The sequence below is a fragment of the Acidovorax sp. KKS102 genome (genome assembly GCF_000302535.1).
Taxonomy (GTDB): Bacteria; Pseudomonadota; Gammaproteobacteria; order Burkholderiales; family Burkholderiaceae_C; genus Acidovorax.
Map to the genome: position 1 here is coordinate 4,569,468 of NC_018708.1, position 20,317 is coordinate 4,589,784.

The following is a 20,317-nucleotide window of genomic DNA, read 5'->3' on the forward strand; positions in this document are numbered from 1 at the left end:
GGACGAGAAGAACCGAGGTAAGCCATGAGTCTGCTCAACGTCGGCGCCCGCGCCCTGCTGGCCAACCAGGTGGCCTTGCAGACGGCAGGCCACAACATTGCCAACGTCAATACACCCGGCTATTCGCGCCAGACGGTGGTGCTGCAAACCGTCCAGGGCCAGTTCACGGGCGGTGGCTACATCGGGAAGGGCGTAGATGTGCAAACCATCCAGCGCAACCACAGCGAACTGCTCACTCGCCAGTCCACGGCAGCCTCGGCGGTGGATGCAGGTGACACGGTACGCATGGACCGCCTACGGCAATTACAGGAGGTTTTCAGCGGAGGTGCCAGTGGCATTGGCGCGTCTATCAACGACATGATGAATGCGCTGTCAGATGTGGTCAGCAGCCCGCTGGACCTCACGGCCCGCAACGTGGCCCTGACGCGTATGGATGAAATGGCATCGCGCATGCGCGATGCATCGCAGCGCCTCGACGAGATTGGCTACACCGTGGCCGAGCAACTCAAGGGGGGCATGCTTGCCGTCAACAGCCTGGCCAAAAACATTGCCGGTATCAACGAGCAGATTGCCCGCGCTAAGGGTAACGGCCAGCCCGCTAACGACCTGCTGGACCAGCGTGACCAGCTCATACGCGAGCTCAACCAGCACATCCAAACCTCGCAAGTAGCTGCAGATGACGGCACCGTCAGCGTGTTTGTGGCTGGTAGCCAGCCGCTGGTGCTGGGCAACCAGCCAGCCACACTATCGATTGACGACCCGACTGACTTTGGTGCAGGCAGCGGCAAGAAGGTTCTGAGTTTTCTGGCACCCAGCTCTTCCTCCAAGGTGGAGCTAAACGAAAGCATGCTCGGCGGCGGCCAGATAGCAGGCTTGCTGCGCTTCCAGAACAACGACCTTGCAGAGGGGCGTAACCTTTTGGGCCGCATGTCGGTAGCTATAAGCGAAACCATGAATTCTCAGAACAAGTTGGGCCTGACGCTGAACGGCCAACCAGGGGAAAACCTGTTCGCACCGATCAGCCTGGGCAATGCCGCCACAGGGAGTAGCAACACTTCGGGAGCCACCATGGGTCTGCAGGTCGCCGACCCTACCAAGCTGCAGGCGTCCAGTTACGAAATCGCATTCACGGGAACCACAGCCGGTTCGGTCACAAGGCACTCGGACAACAAGGTATTCACATTTGCCACCATTGGCGAGCTGACAACCATCATGGGTAACGATGGACTGGCTCTCACTGATGGGAGCACCCCACCGCCAATCGTTGCGTTCCCGGGTGCTGCGGCCAACGAAAAATTCCTTGTAAATCCCTTAGTGGGTGCGGCTGCGCTGCTCAAGTCATTGCAATATTCCCCGGCCGACCTGGCGGCTGCGAATCCTATCAACGCCGCGATGGGAAAAACCAACGGCGGCACGCTGCAGCTGACAAACCTCCGGGCAACCGGCATACCAGCGCTAGCGCCACCGCCCATTGGCACCAACGTTACCCTGAACTTTGACGGCACAGGGGGCTTTACCATTGCTGGCACGGCGAGCACGCCAGTGGAAATATCCACCAACCCGCCCATACCTATCGCGCCACTACACCCCGGGCCACCGCCAGTCTACAGTTACAACTCCGGGCAAGCCATCAACATTAACGGCTGGCAGATCACACTGCAGGGCGCACCAAAAAGCGGCGACACCGTCATGATCGGCAACGCCACCGATCCCCAGTACAGCGACTGGTATAAGCGCGACACCGGAAATGCCAGTGCGCTGATGGGCTTGCGCGACGTGCCGATGTTCGATGGCGCGACATTGTCTGACGGATTTGCGAGCGCTATGGCGCAGGTGGGTACACGCACGCAAAGTGCACAATTTGCCGCCGAACTGTCCTCCTCTATCGCAGCCAATCTGGAGCGCGACCGCACGGCCGTTTCGGGTGTCAACCTCGACGAGGAAGCTGCCCGGCTGATTCAGTACCAGCAGGCATACCAAGCCTCGGCCAAGATGATCCAGATCGCACAGAATATCTTCGATACGCTGATCCAGGGTCTGGGCCGCTAGGCACCTGTGCAGACCTGAACGGAGTCAACTATGAGCAACGCCCTTTACAGGCTCAGCACCGCCAACCAATATGACGTGGCTGTGCGCAACATCAGCCAGCGCCAGACCTCGCTTTCCAATCTGCAGGAAAACCTGACTTCTGGCAAGCGCGTGGTGCGCCCCAGCGACGATCCAGTGGCCGCAGCACAAGCCGAGCGAGCTCTCACGCGCTTGTCGCGCAACGAGACCGATCTGCGCGCGCTGGACATGCAGCGCAACACTATGATGCTGGCGGAATCCGCTCTGGGTCAGGCCGGGGACGCAATGCAAGCCTTTCGTGAACTGGTGGTCAGCGCCGGCAATGGCGCATACTCCCAGACAGAACGTGACGCCATCGTGCAGCAGCTTGTAGGCTTGCGCGACCAGATTCTGGGCTACGCCAATCGCCAGGACGCCAACGGCCAGCCACTGTTTCAGGCGCTGGGTAGCGCACAAGCGCCGTTTACGGGAACAGCTACATCGGTCAACTTTGCTGGGCTGCCGGGACAGCAGGCCAGCGGAAACACGCAGATTGCCAAGGTGCTCGATGGCGACGCCGCTTGGATGAGCGTGCCGACCGGCAATGGCATTTTTGAGGTGACGCGGGGCGCCACCAACACGGGCAACGTCTGGACCGATGTGGGGCAGGTGACGAATCCTTCAGCACTGACCGGCAACGATTACCGCATCACGTTCTCGGTGGTGGGTGGCGTGGGGACCTACGATGTCACGAATACCACGACATCGGCTACTTTGCTGTCGGCCCAGCCTTACACCACGCCCACAAACGTAGCCTTCGACGGAATATCACTGAAGCTCACAGGCGCGCCCGTCACAGGCGACAGCTTTGACATAAAACCTAGCCAGCCATCGAATGTGTTCGCTGTGCTAGAGAACGCCATTGGCGCCATCCGCGACTCACACAACCCCGACGGCAGCACCAACTCCGGCGTGCTGACGCAAGGTATCGCTCGAGGGCTGAACGAGATCGATGCAGCCATGAACCGGCTGCAGGCGGCGCGTGGCTTAGCCGGCGATCTGCTCAATCGGGCCGATCGCATTGAGGGGGAGCTGGACACACGCGCCATCCAACTCGAAGACAACCGCTCGCGGGCCGAGGATATCGATATGATCAAAGGCATATCGGACTTCCAGAACCAGCAGGTGGGATATGAGGCTGCACTCAAGTCCTATGCGCAGGTTCAGAAGTTGTCGCTGTTCAACTTTATTGGCTAGCAGCCTGCGCGGCAGGGGTGTTCGGGCGTGGCGTCCGGCGCACCCGGTGCCTCCAGGCGGCAGCACCGGCTGGTGTACGCGGCGACTCCCATCCCGCGCGTGCTGGCCGGCCCCGTTTTTTGCCTGAGAGCACATGGTCCAATCCGTCCTAGGTAGCCTGATCCTGGGCTACCGCCCTCTGTGGAACCGAGCCCGCAAACTCGCAGGCATCCAGTTGTACGCCCATAACGGGGCCTCGGCCACCGTCGATGGTGGCCACCTGCTGCGCACGCTGCAGGAGCTGTGGTCGGCCAGTTCGCCGCCGCTGCTGATCTCGGCGCAGACCCGCCAGCTGCTGTGCGACCTGCTCGAAAACGCTCCGCGTGCCGCGCCATGGATCGAGGTGCGCGGCGAGTGGCTGTCGGACTCGGCCATTTATGACCGCGTGAAGGCCGCGCACCAGCGCGGGCTGCGCCTGGTGTGGCGTGGCGACATGGACAAGTTGCCCGAACCCGAAATAGCCCGCTGCTTTGACAACAGCCTGCTAACACTGCGCCCCGAAGACGCCGTGGCCGCATTGCAGACCACACCACCCCGCCCGGGCAGCGCCGCAGCCGCTGCGCCCCCACCGGCGGCCAAGCGGGCTCCCAGCCCGGTGCTGGCTGGCCAGATGTACGAAAACATTGCCAGCCGAGCCCTCATGGAACACTGCCTGGACCAGGGCAACGCGATGGCCCTGGCCGGCTGGCCGACCGAGGACGTGCTCTACAGCCTGCGCCACCACCCGCAGCAGCCGTCACACGCGGTGATCTTCAAGCTCATGAAGGCCATCGACGACGAGCAGTCGCTGGAGACGTTTGAAGACATCATGGGCGAGGATCCGCTGCTCGCCTACCGCTTCATGGTCTACACCAACTCGGCCGCCCTGGGCCTGCGCACGGGTATCGATTCGCTGCGCCGGGGCCTTGTGATGATGGGCTACAGCTCCATCAAGCGCTGGCTGTCCGACCAGCTGCCCCATGCGAGTACCGAGGCCAACATGCAGCCCGTGCGCGAAGCCATGGTGATGCGTGCCCAGCTCACGGCACGGCTGCTGGACGCGGGCATCGAGAACGACCTGCGCCGCGAGATCTACCTGTGCGGCCTGCTCTCCCAGCTCGACGAGCTGCTGGGCGAGCCCCTCGGCACCATCCTCAAGCGCCTGCCCCTGTCCGAACGCATCTACGACGCCACCGTGCTGCGCACCGGCCCCTACACCGGCGGCCTGCAGATGGCCTGTGCGCTGGAGACCGACGATGCCAGCGCCATTCGCCAGCTGTGCGAGACCTTCGAGATGGACCTCGAAGAGGTCAATCGCGCGCTGCTGCGGGTGTTGTCTGATCTGGAAGTGGAAAGAAAATAAGCCCTGTCGAGCGTCTGCACGTGTCCTCCCCAGAGGCTGCCTCCCGTTGACCCGGTGAGGCGCCTGCTTCGCCCGACGGGGCAGCGCTCAGCGACTCACCGGGCCTGCTCGTCGCGCACCCGTGCAAAGGTCTTCCAAAACGCCGCCTCCTGCGTCGTCGCGAAGTTGATACGCATGAGGGTGCTGGGTTTGCGCTCGGCATGAAACAGGGCACCGGGCGCCAGCAGGTAGCCCTCGTCCAGCATGCGCTGGGACAGCGCATCGGTGTCCACCCCGGTCTCCACCCAGCCAAACAGGCCCACCGGCTCGGCCGCAAAGGTGCAGCCCGCCCCGAGGGCCAGCTTCACGCTGCGCGCGCGCGCCGCATCCAGCCGGGTGCGAATGCGTTCGGCGTGGCGGCGCAGCTGGCCCTGCTCGATGCACAAGGCCAGGGCTTTTTCCAGCAGCGCGGGTGTGGTCAGCGTGGCCAGCAGCTTGGTGTCGAGCAACTGCTCCACCAGCGCGGGCGGCGCGGCCATGAAGCCGATGCGCCAGTTTGGCGCGAGGATCTTGGCAAAGCCGCTCACGTAGATGGTGCGTTGCAGGCCATCCAGCGCCGTGAGGCGCGTGGCGTGCTCGGGCGCAATGTGGCTGTAGGTGTCGTCCTCCACCACATGGAAGTTGTGCTGGTTGGCCAGTTGCAGCACGCGGTGGGCGCTGCCCGGCGTGAGGCAATAGCCCGTGGGGTTGTGGAACACGCTCACGCTCACGTACAGCTTGGGCTTGTGCACCTCGCAGTAGCGCGCCATCACCTCCAGGTCCGGGCCATCGGCGCGGCGCGGCACGGGCAGGATGTGCATGCCCAGGGCGGCCAGGCGCGCAAACTCCACCGCCCAGCCAGGCTCCTCCACCATCACCGGGTCGCCGGGGCGCAGCAGGGTGCGGCTCACGATGTCGAGCGCATGGGTGGCCCCCACGGTGGTGATGATGTTCTCGGGCACCGTGTGCACGTTGAGCGTGGACAGCTTCTTGGCCAGCACACGCCGCAGGCCTGCATCGCCCAGCGGCTCGCCGTATTGCAGCGAGAAGTCCTGCAGGGCCCGTGAGTTGGTGACCTTGCGCACGGCCGCAGGCATGAAGGTGGACTCCAGCCAGTCGGGCGGAAAGACCCCCATGCCGGGCTGGGGCTTGTCGCTGATCTTGTGGAACATGCCCCGGATCAGCGCCGTGGCGTTGACGGGCGAGACCCCTGGGCCCGCGCGCCCCGCCGCACGTGCCGCAAACCAGTGTGCTGTGCTCCAGTTGGCGGCCGCACTCTCCAGCCCGGGGTCCACGGGGGGGGCGTCCTCGTCGTCTGCAGCATGGGCCGCGCGGCCACTTTCGCGCACAAAAAAACCCCGGTTCTTGCGCGCCTCCACCAGCCCCTGGGCCAGCAGCTGGTCATAGGCCGCCACCACGGTAGACGGGCTCACCCCGTTTTGCTGCGCACACTGGCGCACCGACGGCAGGCGCGCGCCGGGCGCCAGCAGGCGGTTGCGGATGCGCTCCGAGATCCGGGTCGACAACTGCTCGGTGAGCGACTGGGTGGAGGATTTCATCAGCATGGCAAGGCCCCGGGTGGTGTACTGTCTTCGCAACCAATACAGATTCAATACTGCGCTGAATGACTGTACTGGTCATGTATTGGTTTGCAAGATTACATTGAACCCACACATCCGACAAGAACCCCCTGCCATTCCCCATGAGCGTCGCCGAACTCACCGCCCTGCTGCTGTTTTGCACCGCCATGAGCTTTTCGCCGGGGCCCAACACCACCTTGTCCACCGCGCTCGCGGCCAACCTGGGCCTCAAGCGCGCGCTGCGCTTTTGCCTCGCCGTGCCAGCGGGCTGGACGCTGCTCATGCTGGGCAGCGGCCTGGGCCTGGGAGCCCTCATCACCGGCGTGCCCGCCTTGCGCTGGGCTGTGACGCTGCTGGGCGTGGCCTACATGCTGTGGCTGGCTTTCAAGCTCAGCCGCGCCGGCCAGATGACGGCCATCGACACATCGCGCCTGAACGTGACCTTCTGGCAGGGTGTGGGCCTGCAGTTTGTCAACATCAAGGCCTGGATGCTCGCCCTCACACTCAGCGCAGGCTGGGTGGTCAACGCCGCCGGGCAGCCTGCCTCCAACCCCGGGGAGCGCCTGGCCATCATCTGCGGCGTGATGATGGTGTTTGCTTTCACCAGCAACTTTGTCTATGCGCTGGTGGGTTCGCTGCTGCGCCAGTGGCTGGCGCAGGGCACCCGGCTGCTGTGGTTCAACCGCACGCTGGCACTCGTGCTGGTGCTCACGGCGTATTGGATGCTCACCCTATGAACCGCACACAGGAAAAAGAAGCCCTGCTCTGGGGCCTGGTCGGCGTCACGCTGTTTGCGGCCACCTTGCCCATGACTCGGCTGGCCGTGGGCTCTACCGATGCACCCCAGCTGTCCCCCTGGTTCGTCACGTTCGGGCGTGCCGCCGTGGCGGGGCTGCTGTCCATCGGCTACCAGCTATGGCAACGCGCACAGGGGCGCCTGAACCTGCCGGTGCGCGCCGAGTGGCCGCTACTGGGCATCACAGCGTTCGGCGTGATCGTGGGCTTCCCGTTGTTTCTGGCGCTGGCACTGCGCCACGTGCCCAGCACCCATGGCGCGGTGGTCACCGCGCTGCTGCCACTGTCCACCGCCCTGCTGGGTGCGCTGTGGTACCGGCAGCGGCCCTCGGCAGGCTTCTGGGCCTGCGCGGTACTGGGCAGCGGGCTGGTACTGGGCTTCATGGTGTGGCGCGCAGGCGGGCTGTACCTGGGGGCGGCCAACGTCTACCTGCTGATTGCCATGACCACGGGCGCTTTGGGCTACATCGGGGGCGCCCGCCTCACACCCCGGCTGGGGGCCGAGCAGGTGATTTGCTGGGTGCTGGTGTGCAGCCTGCCACTCACGCTGCCCGTGGCCTGGTGGTTTGCGCCGGCCGTGCCCTCCAGCATTGGCGCGATGAGCTGGGCGGGCTTTCTGTACGTGGCGTTGTTCTCGATGTGGATCGGCTTCTTTGCGTGGTACCGCGCCCTGGCGCTGGGTGCCGTGCGGGTCAGCCAGATCCAGCTCATCCAGCCTTTTTTGAGCCTGCTGTTTGCGGTGCCGCTGCTGGGTGAGCACCTCGATACCGTCACCCTGGTGTTTGCCGTGGCCGTGATCGCCACGGTGTTCCTCGGCAAGAGAATGCCCGTCCACGCCACCCCAAGGCCCGCAGCATGAAGTTGAACAACATTCCCTTTGCCACTACCGACTGGGCCAGCATTCCGCGCGAAGAAAAAAGCGCCGAAGCGGGCCAGGCCTTATGGCGCACCCAGACATTTGGCGAGGTGCGCGTGCGCATGGTCGAGTACACACCCGGCTATGTGTCCGACCACTGGTGCACCAAGGGCCATGTGCTCTTGTGCCTGAGCGGCGAGTTGCACACCGAGCTGGCCGACGGCCGGCAGTACACCCTGACACCGGGTATGAGCTACCAGGTGGCGGACAATGCAGAACCTCACCGGTCCACATCCCCACAGGGCGCCACCCTGTTCATCGTGGACTGAAAAGATGTGAACGCCCCCGCCAGGGCTGCTGCACACCCATTTTTTGACAACAACTTTGCAACCGTAGCGGCCCAGGCGGCCACCCGCAGGAGACGAGAGTGAAACTGAACGACCTTCCCACCACCAGCACGTGGACCCTGGCACGCCGTGCCGAGCGCATGAACCCCTCGGTCATTCGCGAAATCCTGAAGGTCACCGAAAAGCCCGGCATCATCAGCCTGGCGGGCGGCCTGCCGTCGCCCAAGACCTTCCCGGTCTCCGCGTTTGCCGCCGCGTCCGCCGCGGTGCTGGCCAATGACGGACCCGGCGCCCTGCAATACGCAGCCAGCGAAGGCTACGGCCCGCTGCGCCAGGCGATTGCTGACTTCCTGCCCTGGGACGTGGATGCCGACCAGATCCTGATCACCACCGGCTCGCAGCAGGCGCTGGACCTGATCGCCAAGATCCTCATCGACGAAAACAGCCGCGTGCTGGTGGAAACCCCCACCTACCTGGGCGCGCTGCAGGCCTTCACGCCCATGGAGCCCAACGTGGTGTCCGTGGCCAGCGACGACCAGGGCGTGCTGATCGACGACCTGCGCGCCAAGGTGGGCACGGGCGCGGACAAGGCGCGTTTCCTGTACGTGCTGCCCAACTTCCAGAACCCCACGGGCCGCACCATGAGCGACGCACGACGCGCCGAGCTGGTGGCCGCCGCCGCCGAGCTGAACCTGCCCCTGGTGGAAGACAACCCCTACGGCGACCTGTGGTTCGACGCCCCGCCGCCCGCCCCGCTCACGGCCCGCAACCCCGAGGGCTGCATCTACATGGGCTCGTTCTCCAAGGTGCTGGCCCCCGGCCTGCGCCTGGGCTACATCGTGGCGCCCAAGGCCGTGTACCCCAAGCTGCTGCAAGCCAAGCAGGCGGCCGACCTGCACACCCCCGGCTACAACCAGCGCCTGGTGGCCGAGGTGATGAAGGACGGCTTCCTGGACCGCCACGTGCCCACCATCCGCGCGCTGTACAAGCAGCAGTGCGAGGCCATGCTGGCTGCGCTCGACAAGGAAATGCAAGGCCTGGGCGTGCACTGGAACCGCCCCGACGGCGGCATGTTCCTGTGGGTGCGCCTGCCCGAAGGCATGAGCGCCATCGAGCTGCTGCCCAAGGCCGTGGAGCGCAATGTGGCCTTTGTGCCCGGGGCGGCCTTCTATGCCGACAACGCCGACCACCGCACTCTGCGCCTGTCGTTCGTCACCTCCACCGTGGAGCAGATCGCCACCGGCATCGCCGCCCTGGCTGCGGCGATCCGCGAGAGCAAGGGCTGATTCACCATGCTGAGGCTCTGGGGGCGCCTGTCGTCCATCAACGTGCGCAAGGTCGTGTGGGCCGTGCAAGAGCTGGGCCTGCCCTCGGTGCAGCGCACCGACGCGGGCGGCCAGTTCGGCATCGTGCGCGAGGCACGCTACCTGGGCCTCAACCCCAACGGTCTGGTGCCGCTGATTGAGGACGAGGACACGGGCGTCACGCTGTGGGAGTCCAACGCCATCGTGCGCTATCTGTGCGCCCGGCATTCGCTGGGCAACCTGTACCCCGAAGACCTGCCCACGCGCTTTGTGGCCGAACAGTGGATGGACTGGCAACAGACCACGCTGAACCCCGCCGGGCGTGATGCGTTCCTCCAGTGGATTCGCACCCCCGCAGCACAGCGCAACGAGGCGCTCATCGCCGCATCGGTCGCACTGACCGAGCCGCTGATGGCGATGCTCGATGCCCACCTGGCGCGCCAGCCCTTCATGGCGGGTGAACGGTTCACCATGGCCGACATCCCAGTGGGCTGCGAGATCCACCGCTGGTGGGGCCTGCCGCAAGATCGCCCTGCACACCCCCATCTGGAGCGGTGGTACAACACGGTCAGCACCCGCCCCGGCGCCCGGGGCGTGTTGGATCAGCCTCTCGCGTGAGCCTCTCCATGCACCAGCGCCCCTTCAAGCAGATCGACGTGTTCAGCGACCGCCCCGGCTACGGCAACCCCGTGGCCGTGGTGCTGGATGCCGACGGCCTGAGCGACAGCGACATGCGCCGCTTTGCGGCCTGGACCAACCTGTCGGAAACCACCTTTCTGATGCCGCCCACCGACGCCGGGCGCGCGGCCGGGGCCGACTACCGCCTGCGCATCTTCAGCCCCAATGGCGAGCTGCCTTTTGCGGGCCACCCCACAATGGGCACCTGCCACGCCTGGCTGCAGGCGGGCCACCGCCCGCAACAAGACGGCATGGTGATCCAGGAATGTGCGCTGGGCCTGGTGCGCATTGCCCTGAGCGGCGACACCCTGGCGTTTGCCGCGCCCCCGCTCAAGCGCAGCGCCCCCAGCCCCGCGCTGGTGCCACTGATCGCGAGCGCCCTGGGCCTGCGTCCGCAGCAGATTCTGGGCGCGCAGATGCTGGACAACGGCCCCGTGTGGCTGGGCCTGCTGCTCGACAGCGCCGACACGGTGCTGGGCTTGCACCCCGACCACGCCCGCCTGAAGGACCTGGGTCAGGACGTGGGCGTGATCCATGTGGGCCCTGCCGCCAGCAACACCGCCCAGCCCGGCGTGGTGGTGCGCGCGTTTGCCGCCCCCATGGGCAACCCTGAAGACCCGGTGACGGGCACCCTGAACGCCAGCCTGGCTGAATGGCTGATTGCCGACGGCCTCGCCCCCCGCAGCTACCTGGTGGCCCAGGGCGAATGCCTGGGCCGCGCCGGCCGCGTACACATCCGCCAGGACGATGACCACCAGCTGTGGGTGGGCGGCCGCGCTGTCACCTGCATTGAAGGCACGGTGCTGCTATGACCCCGTACCGCACCGCCCTACGCACCAGCGGCTGATTGCCCCCTCGGCCTCGCCAGGGCGCCGAGCCACAACCACCAGTTTGCACACCGGGCCACACCCCGGTGAGCCCCCGGCGTGCCCGGCCCACCCCGCTTCCCTGCCCGTTTGATTGACCAAGGACCTGACCACCATGCACCAACGCCCGTTCCAGCAAGTCGATGTATTCACCGCCACACCCTACCGTGGCAACCCTCTTGCCGTGGTGCTGGACGGCTCCGGCCTCAGCACCAAAGCCATGCAGGACTTCACCAACTGGACCAACCTGTCCGAAGCCACCTTCCTGCTGCCCCCCACCCCGGAAGGGCGCGCCGCCGGTGCCGACTACCGCGTGCGCATCTTCTGCCCCGGGCGCGAACTGCCTTTTGCAGGCCACCCCACGCTGGGCAGCTGCCACGCTTGGCTCCAAGCCGGCGGACGGCCCCAGGTCGCGGGCCAGGTGGTGCAGGAATGTGGCGTGGGCCTGGTCACGCTGCGCCAGGACGGCGAGCGCCTGGCCTTCGCCGCGCCGCCCCTCATCCAAAGCGGCCCGCTGGCCGAAGATGACGTGGCGCTGATTGCCCGGGGCCTGGGCGTGGCGCGCAGCGACATCCTGCACCACGCCTGGTGCGACAACGGCCCCAACTGGCGGGGTGTGATGCTGCGCAGCAGCGAGCAGGTGCTGGCGCTGAAGCCTGACGCCAGCATCCTTGGCCAGCTGGACGTGGGCGTGGTCGGCCCGCGTGGCAAGGTGGGTGTCATTGGCAGCACCGACGCCGAGGGCATCGCCTTTGAAGTGCGCGCCTTCTTCCCCGGCAACAACGGCCTGGCCGAAGACCCCGTGACCGGCAGCCTGAACGCAGCGCTGGCGCAATGGCTCATCGGCGCCGGGCTGGCCCCCGCCCAATATGTGGCCGCCCAAGGCACCTGCCTGGGGCGCGCCGGGCGGGTGTACGTGCAACAGGACGGCGACACCATCTGGGTCGGCGGCAGCTCGGTCACCTGCATGGCCGGTGAGGTGCTGCTGTGACCGCCACCTCCACCCAGCAACCCGCCTGCGTGGACCACCTGGTCGTGCTGGCGGCCGACCTGGCCAGCGGTGTGGCCTGGTGCGAACGCACGCTGGGCGTCACTCCCACGGCGGGCGGCGAACACCCGCTGATGGGCACGCACAACCGCATCTTCAACGTCGCAAGCCCCACGCATCCGCGCGCCTACCTGGAGATCATTGCTATCAACCCAGGAGCATCCAAGGCAATATCCACCAACGCAAGACGCTGGTTTGACATGGATGACGCCAATTTGCAGGCCCAGGTGGCCCAACACGGCCCCCAGCTCATCCACTGGGTGGCGAGCGTGCCCGACGTGGAGGCCGCGTGCACCGCGTTGTCGGCGCTGGACATGGATCGCGGCGCCGTCATCACCGCCAGCCGCCCCACGCCCCATGGCCTGCTGCAGTGGCAGATCACCGTGCGGGACGACGGCCTGCGCCTGATGGACGGATGCCTGCCCACCCTCATCCAGTGGGGCGCCGTGCACCCCTGCGACAGCCTGCCCGCGAGCGGCGTGCAGCTGGAACAACTCGCACTGCAGCACCTGCAAGCCGCCACATTGCAGGTCGCGTGCACCGCCGTGGGTGTCGCCACCTCCGTCCTCGTCACGCCGGGCGCCGCTCCGCGCCTCAGTGCCCAACTCTCCACGCCACGGGGCCCCGTCACCCTCACTTCGCTCACCCCCCAGGAGTAAACCGCCATGCTGTTTTCGTTGCAGGAATTGCTGTTCTTCGCGCTCGCCGCCCTCGTGCTGGTACTCACGCCGGGACCCAACATGGTGTACTGCGTCTCGCGCAGCCTCACCCAGGGGCCGCGTGCCGGGCTCATTTCGCTGACGGGGGTGGTGCTGGGTTTTGTCGCGCACCTGCTGGCAGCGGCACTGGGCCTCACCGCGCTGCTGGCGGCCGTGCCGCTGGCGTTTGACGCCATCCGCTACGTCGGTGCTGCCTATCTGCTGTGGATGGCCTGGCAGGCCGTCAAACCGGGGGGCGTCGCGCCGTTTGAAGCGCGCAACCTGCCGCACGACCGCCCACGCACGCTGTTCCTCATGGGCTTCATGACCAACCTGCTGAATCCCAAGGTGGCCATGTTCTACCTGTCGTTCTTCCCCCAGTTTCTGCACCCCGAGCGCGGCCAGTTGCTGCTGCAAAGCCTGACGCTGGGCGCCGTGCAGATCGGCACCAGTGCCGCCGTGAACGCCCTGCTGGTGCTGGGCGCCGCCCGCGTGGCGCTGTTCCTCAACCGCAACGCTGCCTGGATGCGTGCGCAGCGCTACTTCATGGGCACCGTGCTCGGTCTGCTCGCCCTCAAACTGTTGACTGAAAAGAAAGCCGCCGCATGAACACCCGCCTCGACCCCACCGCCCTGCTGCCCACCCTGGCCGACATCGAAGCCGCTGCCGAGGTGGTGTACCGCGACTTCGCCGCCACGCCCCAGTACCGCTGGGGCCTGCTCAGCCAGCGCCTGGGAACCGACTGCTGGCTCAAGCACGAGAACCACACGCCCGTGGGCGCGTTCAAGATCCGGGGCGGCCTGACCTACTTTGACCAGCTCGCCCAGCGCGGCGCGCTGCCCCAAGAGGTCATCAGCGCCACACGCGGCAACCACGGCCAAAGCATGGGCTGGGCCGCGCGCCGCCACGGCGTGGCCTGCACCATCGTCGTGCCGCGCGGCAACTCGGTGGAGAAGAACGCCGCCATGCGCGCGCTGGGCGTCACGCTCATCGAACACGGCGACGACTTTCAGGAGGCGCGCGAACACGCCATGCAGCTCGCGGCCCAGCGCGGCGCCCACATGGTGCCCAGCTTCCACCCCGACCTGCTGCGCGGGGTGAGCACCTACTGGTGGGAGTTTTTGCGCGCCGTGCCCCAGCTCGACGTGGTGTACGTGCCCATCGGCCAGGGTTCGGGCGCGTGCTCGGCCATCGCCGCCAAGCTCGCGCTGCAGCACCCCGTGCGCGTGGTCGGCGTGGTCAGCAGCCACGCCACCACCTATGCCGATTCGCTGGCCGCTGGCCATGTGGTCGAAGCACCGGTGACCACCCAGCTCGCCGACGGCATGGCCTGCCGCGTGGCCGACGCCGAGGCTCTGGCCGTGATGGCGCCACACATCGACCACATCGTGCAGGTGAGCGACGCCGAAGTGGCCGCCGCCATGCGCGCGATCTTTACCGACACCCACAACGTGGCGGAGGGTGCGGGCGCCGCCGCACTGGCAGCAGCGCTGCAGGAACGCGACCAGCTACCGGGTTTGCACGTGGGCCTGGCGTTGACGGGCGGCAACGTGGATGCGCCCATGTTCGGCAACGTTCTGGCGGGCTGAAGCCCTTGCAGATTTAACCGAAAAAAGCTACACATTTAATAGCATCGGTCGCTTTTGCGACAAACGCCTGCGGCGGGTTCTGATCACAATCCGCCGGATGGGAACTCTCTACCTCGTGCGCCACGGCCAGGCCTCGTTTGGCGCGGAAGACTACGACCAGCTCAGCGCGCTGGGCCGCCAGCAGGCAGTGCGCCTGGGCGAACACTGGCGCGCACGCGGCTTGGGGTTTGACGCCGTCATCACCGGCACGTTGCGCCGCCACACACAGACGCTGGAAGGCATTGCCGAGGGCCTGCAGACCACGCCCAATGCGCTGCAGTTGCCAGGCCTCAACGAATACGACAGCCACGCGCTGATCGCCGCCATCCACCCCCAGCCCCTGGGCCCGGCCGACACGCCCGAGCGCTACCGCGCGCACTTCCGCATCCTGTGCGACGCGCTGGCGCAGTGGATGGCAGGTGTCATCAGCCCCCAGGGCATGCCCAGCTGGAACGAATTTTCGGCCGGTGTGCGCAGCGCGCTGGACCATGTGCGCCACCACCACGCAGGCCAGAACGTGCTGCTGGTGAGCAGCGGCGGCCCCATCTCCACCGCTGTGGGCGAAGTGCTGGGCACGGCGCCCGAGGTCACCATTGCGCTGAACATGCGCATCCGCAACAGCGCGGTGACGGAGTTCTCCATCTCGCCCAAGCGATTGATGCTGCAGACCTTCAACACGCTGCCGCACCTCAATGAGCTGGAGCATGCGCAGTGGGTCACGCACGCCTGAGCTATCAGTTTGACTTAAACAGCGGATCACTCCGAACCAATTCAACCTCCTCCAGACAAGCCGCCATCACCCCAGGGTCAAACGCCATCTGCACATGCGCCACCCCTTCCACCAACCGGTGTTCCGCCCCCGCTAACGCCGCTGTAGTCGCCGGAAACACGATGTTGTCGCAGTTCGAATACCAGCAGGTAAACAACGCCGCCCGCCCCGCAGGCTCCGCCCGCTGCAACGCCACCACCCAGTCCCCCGCCAAGCTCATCTGCCGCCCATTCACCGCGCGACTGAAACGCCCCAGCCACGTGCCCCCATGCGGTGTGCCCAACGTCAACACCCGGTGCACCCGCCCATCCGCCTGGTGCGCCCGCAACCACGCCCGCGCCGCCAAGCCCCCCATGCTGTGGCACAACAACACCGGCGCCTGCCCCGTGGCCGCCGTCACCTTGCGCACAGCGTCTTCAATGATGTCCGCGTACTCGTCAATCGAGCCCATCACCGGCTCCAGATTGACCGCGACATAGGCATGCCCCCGCGCCTGCAGCTGCGCAAACCACGGCAGCCACAAACCCCGGTTGCACATGAAGCCGTGCACCAGCACCACGCCGCGTTTTCCGGTCGGCTGCGCAGGCAGCCAGTCGGGCACGGACTGGTGGCGAAACGGCTGGCGCCAGCAGAAGACCAGCAGCGCCACCCACACCTCGGCCCACCAGGCACCCACCACCTGCGACAGGCGGGCACGGGGCGCAGCGTCGGTACGGTTGGTGAAATGCATCAGCACAAACTCCACCGCCATCACCACCAGGTAAATGCTGAGCGGCACCAGTGCCACAAGCACAGCACGCAACGGTGAATGGGGCCATTGCCACACCAGCCAGGCGGCCATGGCCAGCAGGATGCACAGGAGAAGGATTCGTTGCCAGCGCGCGATCATGGTGGTAAGGGCAAATGTTGTAATCGACCAGCCGCATTGTGCGGTCTGACCACCGCCCGACACCGCACCCCGCAGAACGCTGAAAGGACCCCACCCCATGGATGCCGCCCAGACCATCCGCGACTGCATCGCCGACGTGACCGCCCTGCGCCTGCACCGCACAGGCGACCCGGCATTGGGGGCGGCGGTGGGCAGCGTCAAAAGCCTGCAGGCGCGGCGCTTTCGGGGCACCTATGCGGACCTGATGGACTCGCCTGCGTTCGGTCCCGCAGCGCGCTTTTTTCTGGAAGAGCTGTACAGCGACACCGACTACACCGACCGCGACCAGCAGTTTGGCCGCATCGCGGGCACGCTGCAGACCATGTTCCCCCAGCCGGTCGTCAACGCGGCCGTGGCCCTGGCCGTGCTGCACGCGCAGACAGAGGAGCTGGACCAGGACATGGGCCGCGCCTGGCTTGTGCAGGGGGCCGACGCGGCCAACAACGCCGCCCGCTACACCGCCGCGTGGCGCACCGTGGGCCAGCGCCATGCGCGCCAGCAGCAGTTACAGCGCGTGCTGGCCATGGGCAATGACCTGGCGCGCCTCACGCGCACGCCCGGGCTGCGGATGATGCTGCGCATGATGCGCGGCCCGGCCAACGCGGCGGGCATGGGCGCGCTGCAGAAGTTTCTGGAGGCCGGGTTTGACACCTTCGGCCAGCTCGCACGCCAGCGCGGCGGGGTGGAGCAGTTTCTGGCCACCATCGAGCAGCGCGAGCGGGCGCTGATGGATTTGCTCTTCGATGCCGACCCTGTCACCTGCGGGACCCAGCTTAACCACACACTAGGACAAGCCCGATAGCCCGCAACGCGCCCGCCTTCCACAATCTGTGCCCACCTATCAACGGCATTTGGCACCGAAGGAATCAAGCGCATGGAAAAGATCTGGCTCAAGAGCTACCCCCCGGGCGTCCCGCACGACGTGAAGCCCGAGCAATACCGCTCTGTGGCCCACCTGCTGGAAGAGTCGTTCCGCAAACACGCATCGAGCCCGTTCTCGGTCTGCATGGACCAGTGGATGACCTATGGCGAGCTGGAGCGCCGCTCGGCCGCGCTGGGCGCCTATCTGCAGAGCCTGGGGCTGGAGCCCGGCGCGCGCGTGGCCATCATGCTGCCCAACATCCCGCAGTTTGGCGTGACCATGGCCGCCGTGCTGCGCGCGGGCTACACCTGCGTGAACGTAAACCCGCTGTACACCGCGCGCGAGCTGGAGCACCAGCTCAAGGACTCGGGCGCCACGGCCATCGTGATCCTGGAGAACTTTGCCCACACGCTGGCCGAGGTCGTGGACCACACCGCCGTCAAGCATGTGGTGATGGCGTCCATGGGCGACCTGCTGGGCTTCTGGTTTGGCAAATGGATCACCTTTGCCGTGCGCCACCTGGCCAAGATGGTGCCTGCGTATGACCTGCCGCTGTCCAATGGGCGCAAGGTGGTTACGTTCAAGAAGGCGCTGTCGCTGGGCGAGCACAAGTCGCTCGCACCCAGCCAGGCCACGCTGGATTCGATTGCCTTTCTGCAGTACACCGGTGGCACCACGGGCCTGTCGAAAGGCGCGGTGCTCACCCACCGCAACATCGTGGCCGCCACGCTGCAGGCCGAGGCCTGGTTCACGCCCGCGCTGTCCAAGGTGGGTGACCTCTCCAAGGCCAACAGCATTGCCGCGCTGCCGCTGTACCACATCTTCGCGCTCACGCTGTGCCTGCTGGCCATCCGCCAGGGCTCCAGCCTCACGCTCATCCCCAACCCGCGCGACATTCCCAAGTTCATCGCCGAACTGAAGAAGCGCCCCTTCCACATGCTGCCTGCGGTGAACACGCTGTTCAACGCGCTGCTGCAAAACCCGCAGTTCAAGACGCTGGACTTCTCGCACCTGTGCGTGTCGCAGGCCGGGGGCATGGCGGCCAGCGAGGGCACGGCCAAGCAGTGGCAGAAGGTGACCGGCAGCACCATGATCGAAGGCTGGGGCATGAGCGAGACCTGCGCCATCGGCACCAACAACCCGGTGATCAGCACCACCTTCAGCGGCAACATCGGCCTGCCGCTGCCGGGCATCGACATTGCCATCAAGGACGACGAAGGCAACAGCCTGCCCCAGGGCGAGTCGGGCGAGATCTGCATCCGCGGCCCCAATGTGATGGTGGGCTACTACAACCAGCCCGAAGAGAACGCCAAGGCCTTCACGCCCGACGGCTTCATGCGCACGGGCGACATCGGCATCATGGACCCGCAGGGCTACACCCGCATCATCGACCGCAAGAAGGACATGATCCTGGTGAGCGGCTTCAACGTGTTCCCCAACGAGCTGGAGCAGGTCATCAGCCTGTGCCCCGGCGTGGTCGAATGCGCGGCCATCGGCGTGCCCGACGAAAAGCAGGGCGAGGCCATCAAGGTGTTCATCATCAAGAGCGACCCAGCCCTGACCGAGGACGAAGTGGCCAACTACTGCCACCAGAACCTCACCGGCTACAAGCGCCCCAAGTACATCGAGTTCCGCGACGAGCTGCCCAAGAGCAATGTGGGCAAGATTCTGCGCAGGGAACTGCGCAAGGCCTGACCTTGTTCATGGGCGCGGCGGCCCGAACGCCGCACCCGGCAACCTCCCCCAGGGCGCTTCGGCGCCCTTTTTCTTGGGCGCAAAAACTGCAAACCGCCGGCGTGCTCCAGATCCTCCAATATCGGCATCTCCGGGTTTTTACTGATTAGCAAACGTTTGCGCAAACGTTTGCTTTCGTTATCATCCCGATCGCGACAAGGCACCGGGCAGCCGCAGGCGCTCCTTTCTTGCGGAGTCTGCCGGGGGTTTCTCTCCGGGCTGTCGGTCGCCTGAGGGCGACGCTGAATAAGCCTCCGCGATGCGGCGGGCCCTGGATCGGGATGGGCTGCAAGGCGCAAACCACAGCGATAGCCGTAGCTATCGCGAGGATTTGCGACGCTGCAGACCGTGCTGAGCCAGGGATGCGCCGGGCGCGAGAGGCTTGTTCAGCGTTGCCTTTATCCACATTCCAACCTGGAGACAACCCCCATGAAGTTCACCCGCCGTTCCGTTCAGACCGCCGCCGCCCTCGCCGTTGTGGGCAGCCTGCTGGCCAGCCCTGCATTTGCGCAGGACAAGCCCAAGATCGCGCTCATCATGAAGTCGCTGGCCAACGAGTTCTTCCGCACCATGGAAGACGGCGCCAAGGCGCACCAGAAGGCCCATGCCAAGGAATACACGCTGGTGGCCAACGGCATCAAGAACGAGACCGACACGGCGGCGCAGATCAAGATGATCGAACAGGCTGTGGCGCAAAAGGTCAACGCCATCGTGCTGGCCCCGGCGGATTCGAAGGCGCTGGTGCCCGTGGTCAAGTCCGCCATCGACAAGGGCATCCTCGTGGTCAACATCGACAACCAGCTCGATGCCGATGCGCTGAAGGAAAAGAACATCACCGTGCCCTTCGTGGGCCCCGACAACCGTGCAGGCGCCAAGCTCGTGGGCGACCACCTGGCCAAGACGCTGAAGGCCGGTGACAAGGTCGGCATCATCGAAGGCGTGTCCACCACGTTCAATGCGCAGCAGCGCACCCTGGGCTACCAGGACGCCATGAAGGCCGCCAACATCACCGTGGTGGGCGTGCAGTCCGGCAACTGGGAGATTGAAAAGGGCAACACCGTGGCCGCCGGCATGATGCGCGAGCACCCTGACCTCGTCGCCCTGCTGGCGGGCAACGACAGCATGGCCCTGGGCGCCGTGGCCGCTGTGAAGGCCGCTGGCAAGACCGGCAAGGTGCAGGTGGTGGGCTACGACAACATCGGTGCCATCAAGCCCATGCTGGCCGACGGCCGCGTGCTGGCCACCGCCGACCAGTACGCCGCCAAGCAGGCCGTGTTCGGCATCGAACTCGCGCAGAAGGCCCTGGCCGCCAAGACGCCGCAAAACCAGTTGCCCGCCACGGTGAAGACGGATGTGGTGCTGGTGACTAAAGACAGCAAGTAAGCCCGGGCGCGGAGAACAAAGCTCTTCTGGCGTTGTTGCCGTGTCTTGTCGTACTTCCAGTACTGCCTGCGACACGGCGCCTAGCCAGAACCGCTTCGCTGAGCTTTGTTCACCGCTGCAAAATTAAAAACTGTACACA

The 20,317-nt window shown here is 65.9% G+C and carries 19 protein-coding genes; 17 read left to right on the plus strand and 2 right to left on the minus strand.

Going from position 1 to position 20,317, the window contains the following annotated elements; genetic code table 11:
* Positions 1-24: 24 nt before the first annotated feature.
* The 3 genes from flgK (at position 25) to C380_RS20935 (ending at position 4,684) form a co-directional block, all read left to right on the plus strand.
* Positions 25-2,049: a flagellar hook-associated protein FlgK gene (flgK, locus tag C380_RS20925; protein WP_015015840.1), complete on the plus strand. Its 2,025-nt coding sequence runs from the start codon at positions 25-27 to the stop codon at positions 2,047-2,049.
* 30 nt (positions 2,050-2,079) lie between these two features.
* A complete protein-coding gene (flgL, locus tag C380_RS20930) occupies positions 2,080-3,303 on the plus strand; it encodes a flagellar hook-associated protein FlgL (protein WP_015015841.1) in 1,224 nt (407 codons plus the stop codon).
* A gap of 133 nt (positions 3,304-3,436) precedes the next feature.
* Positions 3,437-4,684, plus strand: a complete 1,248-nt coding sequence (locus tag C380_RS20935) for an HDOD domain-containing protein (protein ID WP_015015842.1) — start codon at positions 3,437-3,439, stop codon at positions 4,682-4,684.
* Between the two features lie 95 nt (positions 4,685-4,779).
* Here the strand turns inward: C380_RS20935 and C380_RS20940 are convergent, their stop codons facing one another.
* Entirely contained in the window at positions 4,780-6,267 is a 1,488-nt protein-coding gene (locus tag C380_RS20940) for a PLP-dependent aminotransferase family protein (protein WP_015015843.1), read from the minus strand.
* Between the two features lie 137 nt (positions 6,268-6,404).
* On the opposite strand from C380_RS20940, the gene C380_RS20945 reads away from it, so the two are divergent.
* The 11 genes from C380_RS20945 to C380_RS20995 all read left to right on the plus strand — a co-directional run bounded on the left by C380_RS20945 (position 6,405) and on the right by C380_RS20995 (position 15,232).
* Complete coding sequence (locus tag C380_RS20945; RefSeq protein WP_015015844.1) at positions 6,405-7,019, plus strand: LysE family translocator; 615 nt, start codon at positions 6,405-6,407, stop codon at positions 7,017-7,019.
* Positions 7,016-7,936, plus strand: a complete 921-nt coding sequence (locus tag C380_RS20950) for a DMT family transporter (protein ID WP_015015845.1) — start codon at positions 7,016-7,018, stop codon at positions 7,934-7,936. Before C380_RS20945 ends, C380_RS20950 begins: the two co-directional genes overlap by 4 nt.
* Complete coding sequence (locus tag C380_RS20955; RefSeq protein ID WP_015015846.1) at positions 7,933-8,262, plus strand: DHCW motif cupin fold protein; 330 nt, start codon at positions 7,933-7,935, stop codon at positions 8,260-8,262. The genes C380_RS20950 and C380_RS20955 overlap by 4 nt, the downstream gene beginning before the upstream one ends.
* Positions 8,263-8,360: 98 nt before the next feature.
* On the plus strand, positions 8,361-9,566 hold the full coding sequence (locus tag C380_RS20960) for a PLP-dependent aminotransferase family protein (RefSeq protein ID WP_015015847.1): 1,206 nt from the start codon (positions 8,361-8,363) through the stop codon (positions 9,564-9,566).
* 6 nt (positions 9,567-9,572) lie between these two features.
* The gene (locus C380_RS20965) at positions 9,573-10,202 is read left to right on the plus strand and encodes a glutathione S-transferase (RefSeq protein ID WP_015015848.1); all 630 of its coding nucleotides are present in this window, start codon (positions 9,573-9,575) and stop codon (positions 10,200-10,202) included.
* An 8-nt stretch (positions 10,203-10,210) separates the two neighbouring features.
* Complete coding sequence (locus tag C380_RS20970) at positions 10,211-11,074, plus strand: PhzF family phenazine biosynthesis protein (protein WP_015015849.1); 864 nt, start codon at positions 10,211-10,213, stop codon at positions 11,072-11,074.
* A 169-nt stretch (positions 11,075-11,243) separates the two neighbouring features.
* The gene (locus tag C380_RS20975) at positions 11,244-12,119 is read left to right on the plus strand and encodes a PhzF family phenazine biosynthesis protein (protein WP_015015850.1); all 876 of its coding nucleotides are present in this window, start codon (positions 11,244-11,246) and stop codon (positions 12,117-12,119) included.
* Entirely contained in the window at positions 12,116-12,835 is a 720-nt protein-coding gene (locus C380_RS20980; RefSeq protein ID WP_015015851.1) for a VOC family protein, read from the plus strand. The genes C380_RS20975 and C380_RS20980 overlap by 4 nt, the downstream gene beginning before the upstream one ends.
* 6 nt (positions 12,836-12,841) lie before the next feature.
* On the plus strand, positions 12,842-13,483 hold the full coding sequence (locus tag C380_RS20985) for a LysE family translocator (RefSeq protein WP_015015852.1): 642 nt from the start codon (positions 12,842-12,844) through the stop codon (positions 13,481-13,483).
* Positions 13,480-14,463, plus strand: coding sequence for a threonine dehydratase (locus C380_RS20990; RefSeq protein WP_015015853.1), 984 nt, complete (start codon positions 13,480-13,482; stop codon positions 14,461-14,463). The genes C380_RS20985 and C380_RS20990 overlap by 4 nt, the downstream gene beginning before the upstream one ends.
* A gap of 97 nt (positions 14,464-14,560) precedes the next feature.
* Positions 14,561-15,232: a histidine phosphatase family protein gene (locus C380_RS20995; RefSeq protein WP_015015854.1), complete on the plus strand. Its 672-nt coding sequence runs from the start codon at positions 14,561-14,563 to the stop codon at positions 15,230-15,232.
* Positions 15,233-15,236: 4 nt separating this feature from the next.
* On the opposite strand, the gene C380_RS21000 is transcribed toward C380_RS20995, so the two are convergent.
* Positions 15,237-16,160, minus strand: a complete 924-nt coding sequence (locus tag C380_RS21000; protein ID WP_015015855.1) for a triacylglycerol lipase — start codon at positions 16,158-16,160, stop codon at positions 15,237-15,239.
* Positions 16,161-16,257: 97 nt separating this feature from the next.
* On the opposite strand from C380_RS21000, the gene C380_RS21005 reads away from it, so the two are divergent.
* The 3 genes from C380_RS21005 to C380_RS21015 all read left to right on the plus strand — a co-directional run bounded on the left by C380_RS21005 (position 16,258) and on the right by C380_RS21015 (position 20,178).
* The gene (locus C380_RS21005; protein ID WP_015015856.1) at positions 16,258-17,001 is read left to right on the plus strand and encodes a hypothetical protein; all 744 of its coding nucleotides are present in this window, start codon (positions 16,258-16,260) and stop codon (positions 16,999-17,001) included.
* A gap of 72 nt (positions 17,002-17,073) precedes the next feature.
* Positions 17,074-18,756, plus strand: a complete 1,683-nt coding sequence (locus C380_RS21010; RefSeq protein WP_015015857.1) for an AMP-binding protein — start codon at positions 17,074-17,076, stop codon at positions 18,754-18,756.
* A 468-nt stretch (positions 18,757-19,224) separates the two neighbouring features.
* Entirely contained in the window at positions 19,225-20,178 is a 954-nt protein-coding gene (locus C380_RS21015) for a sugar ABC transporter substrate-binding protein (RefSeq protein ID WP_015015858.1), read from the plus strand.
* Positions 20,179-20,317: the final 139 nt, after the last annotated feature.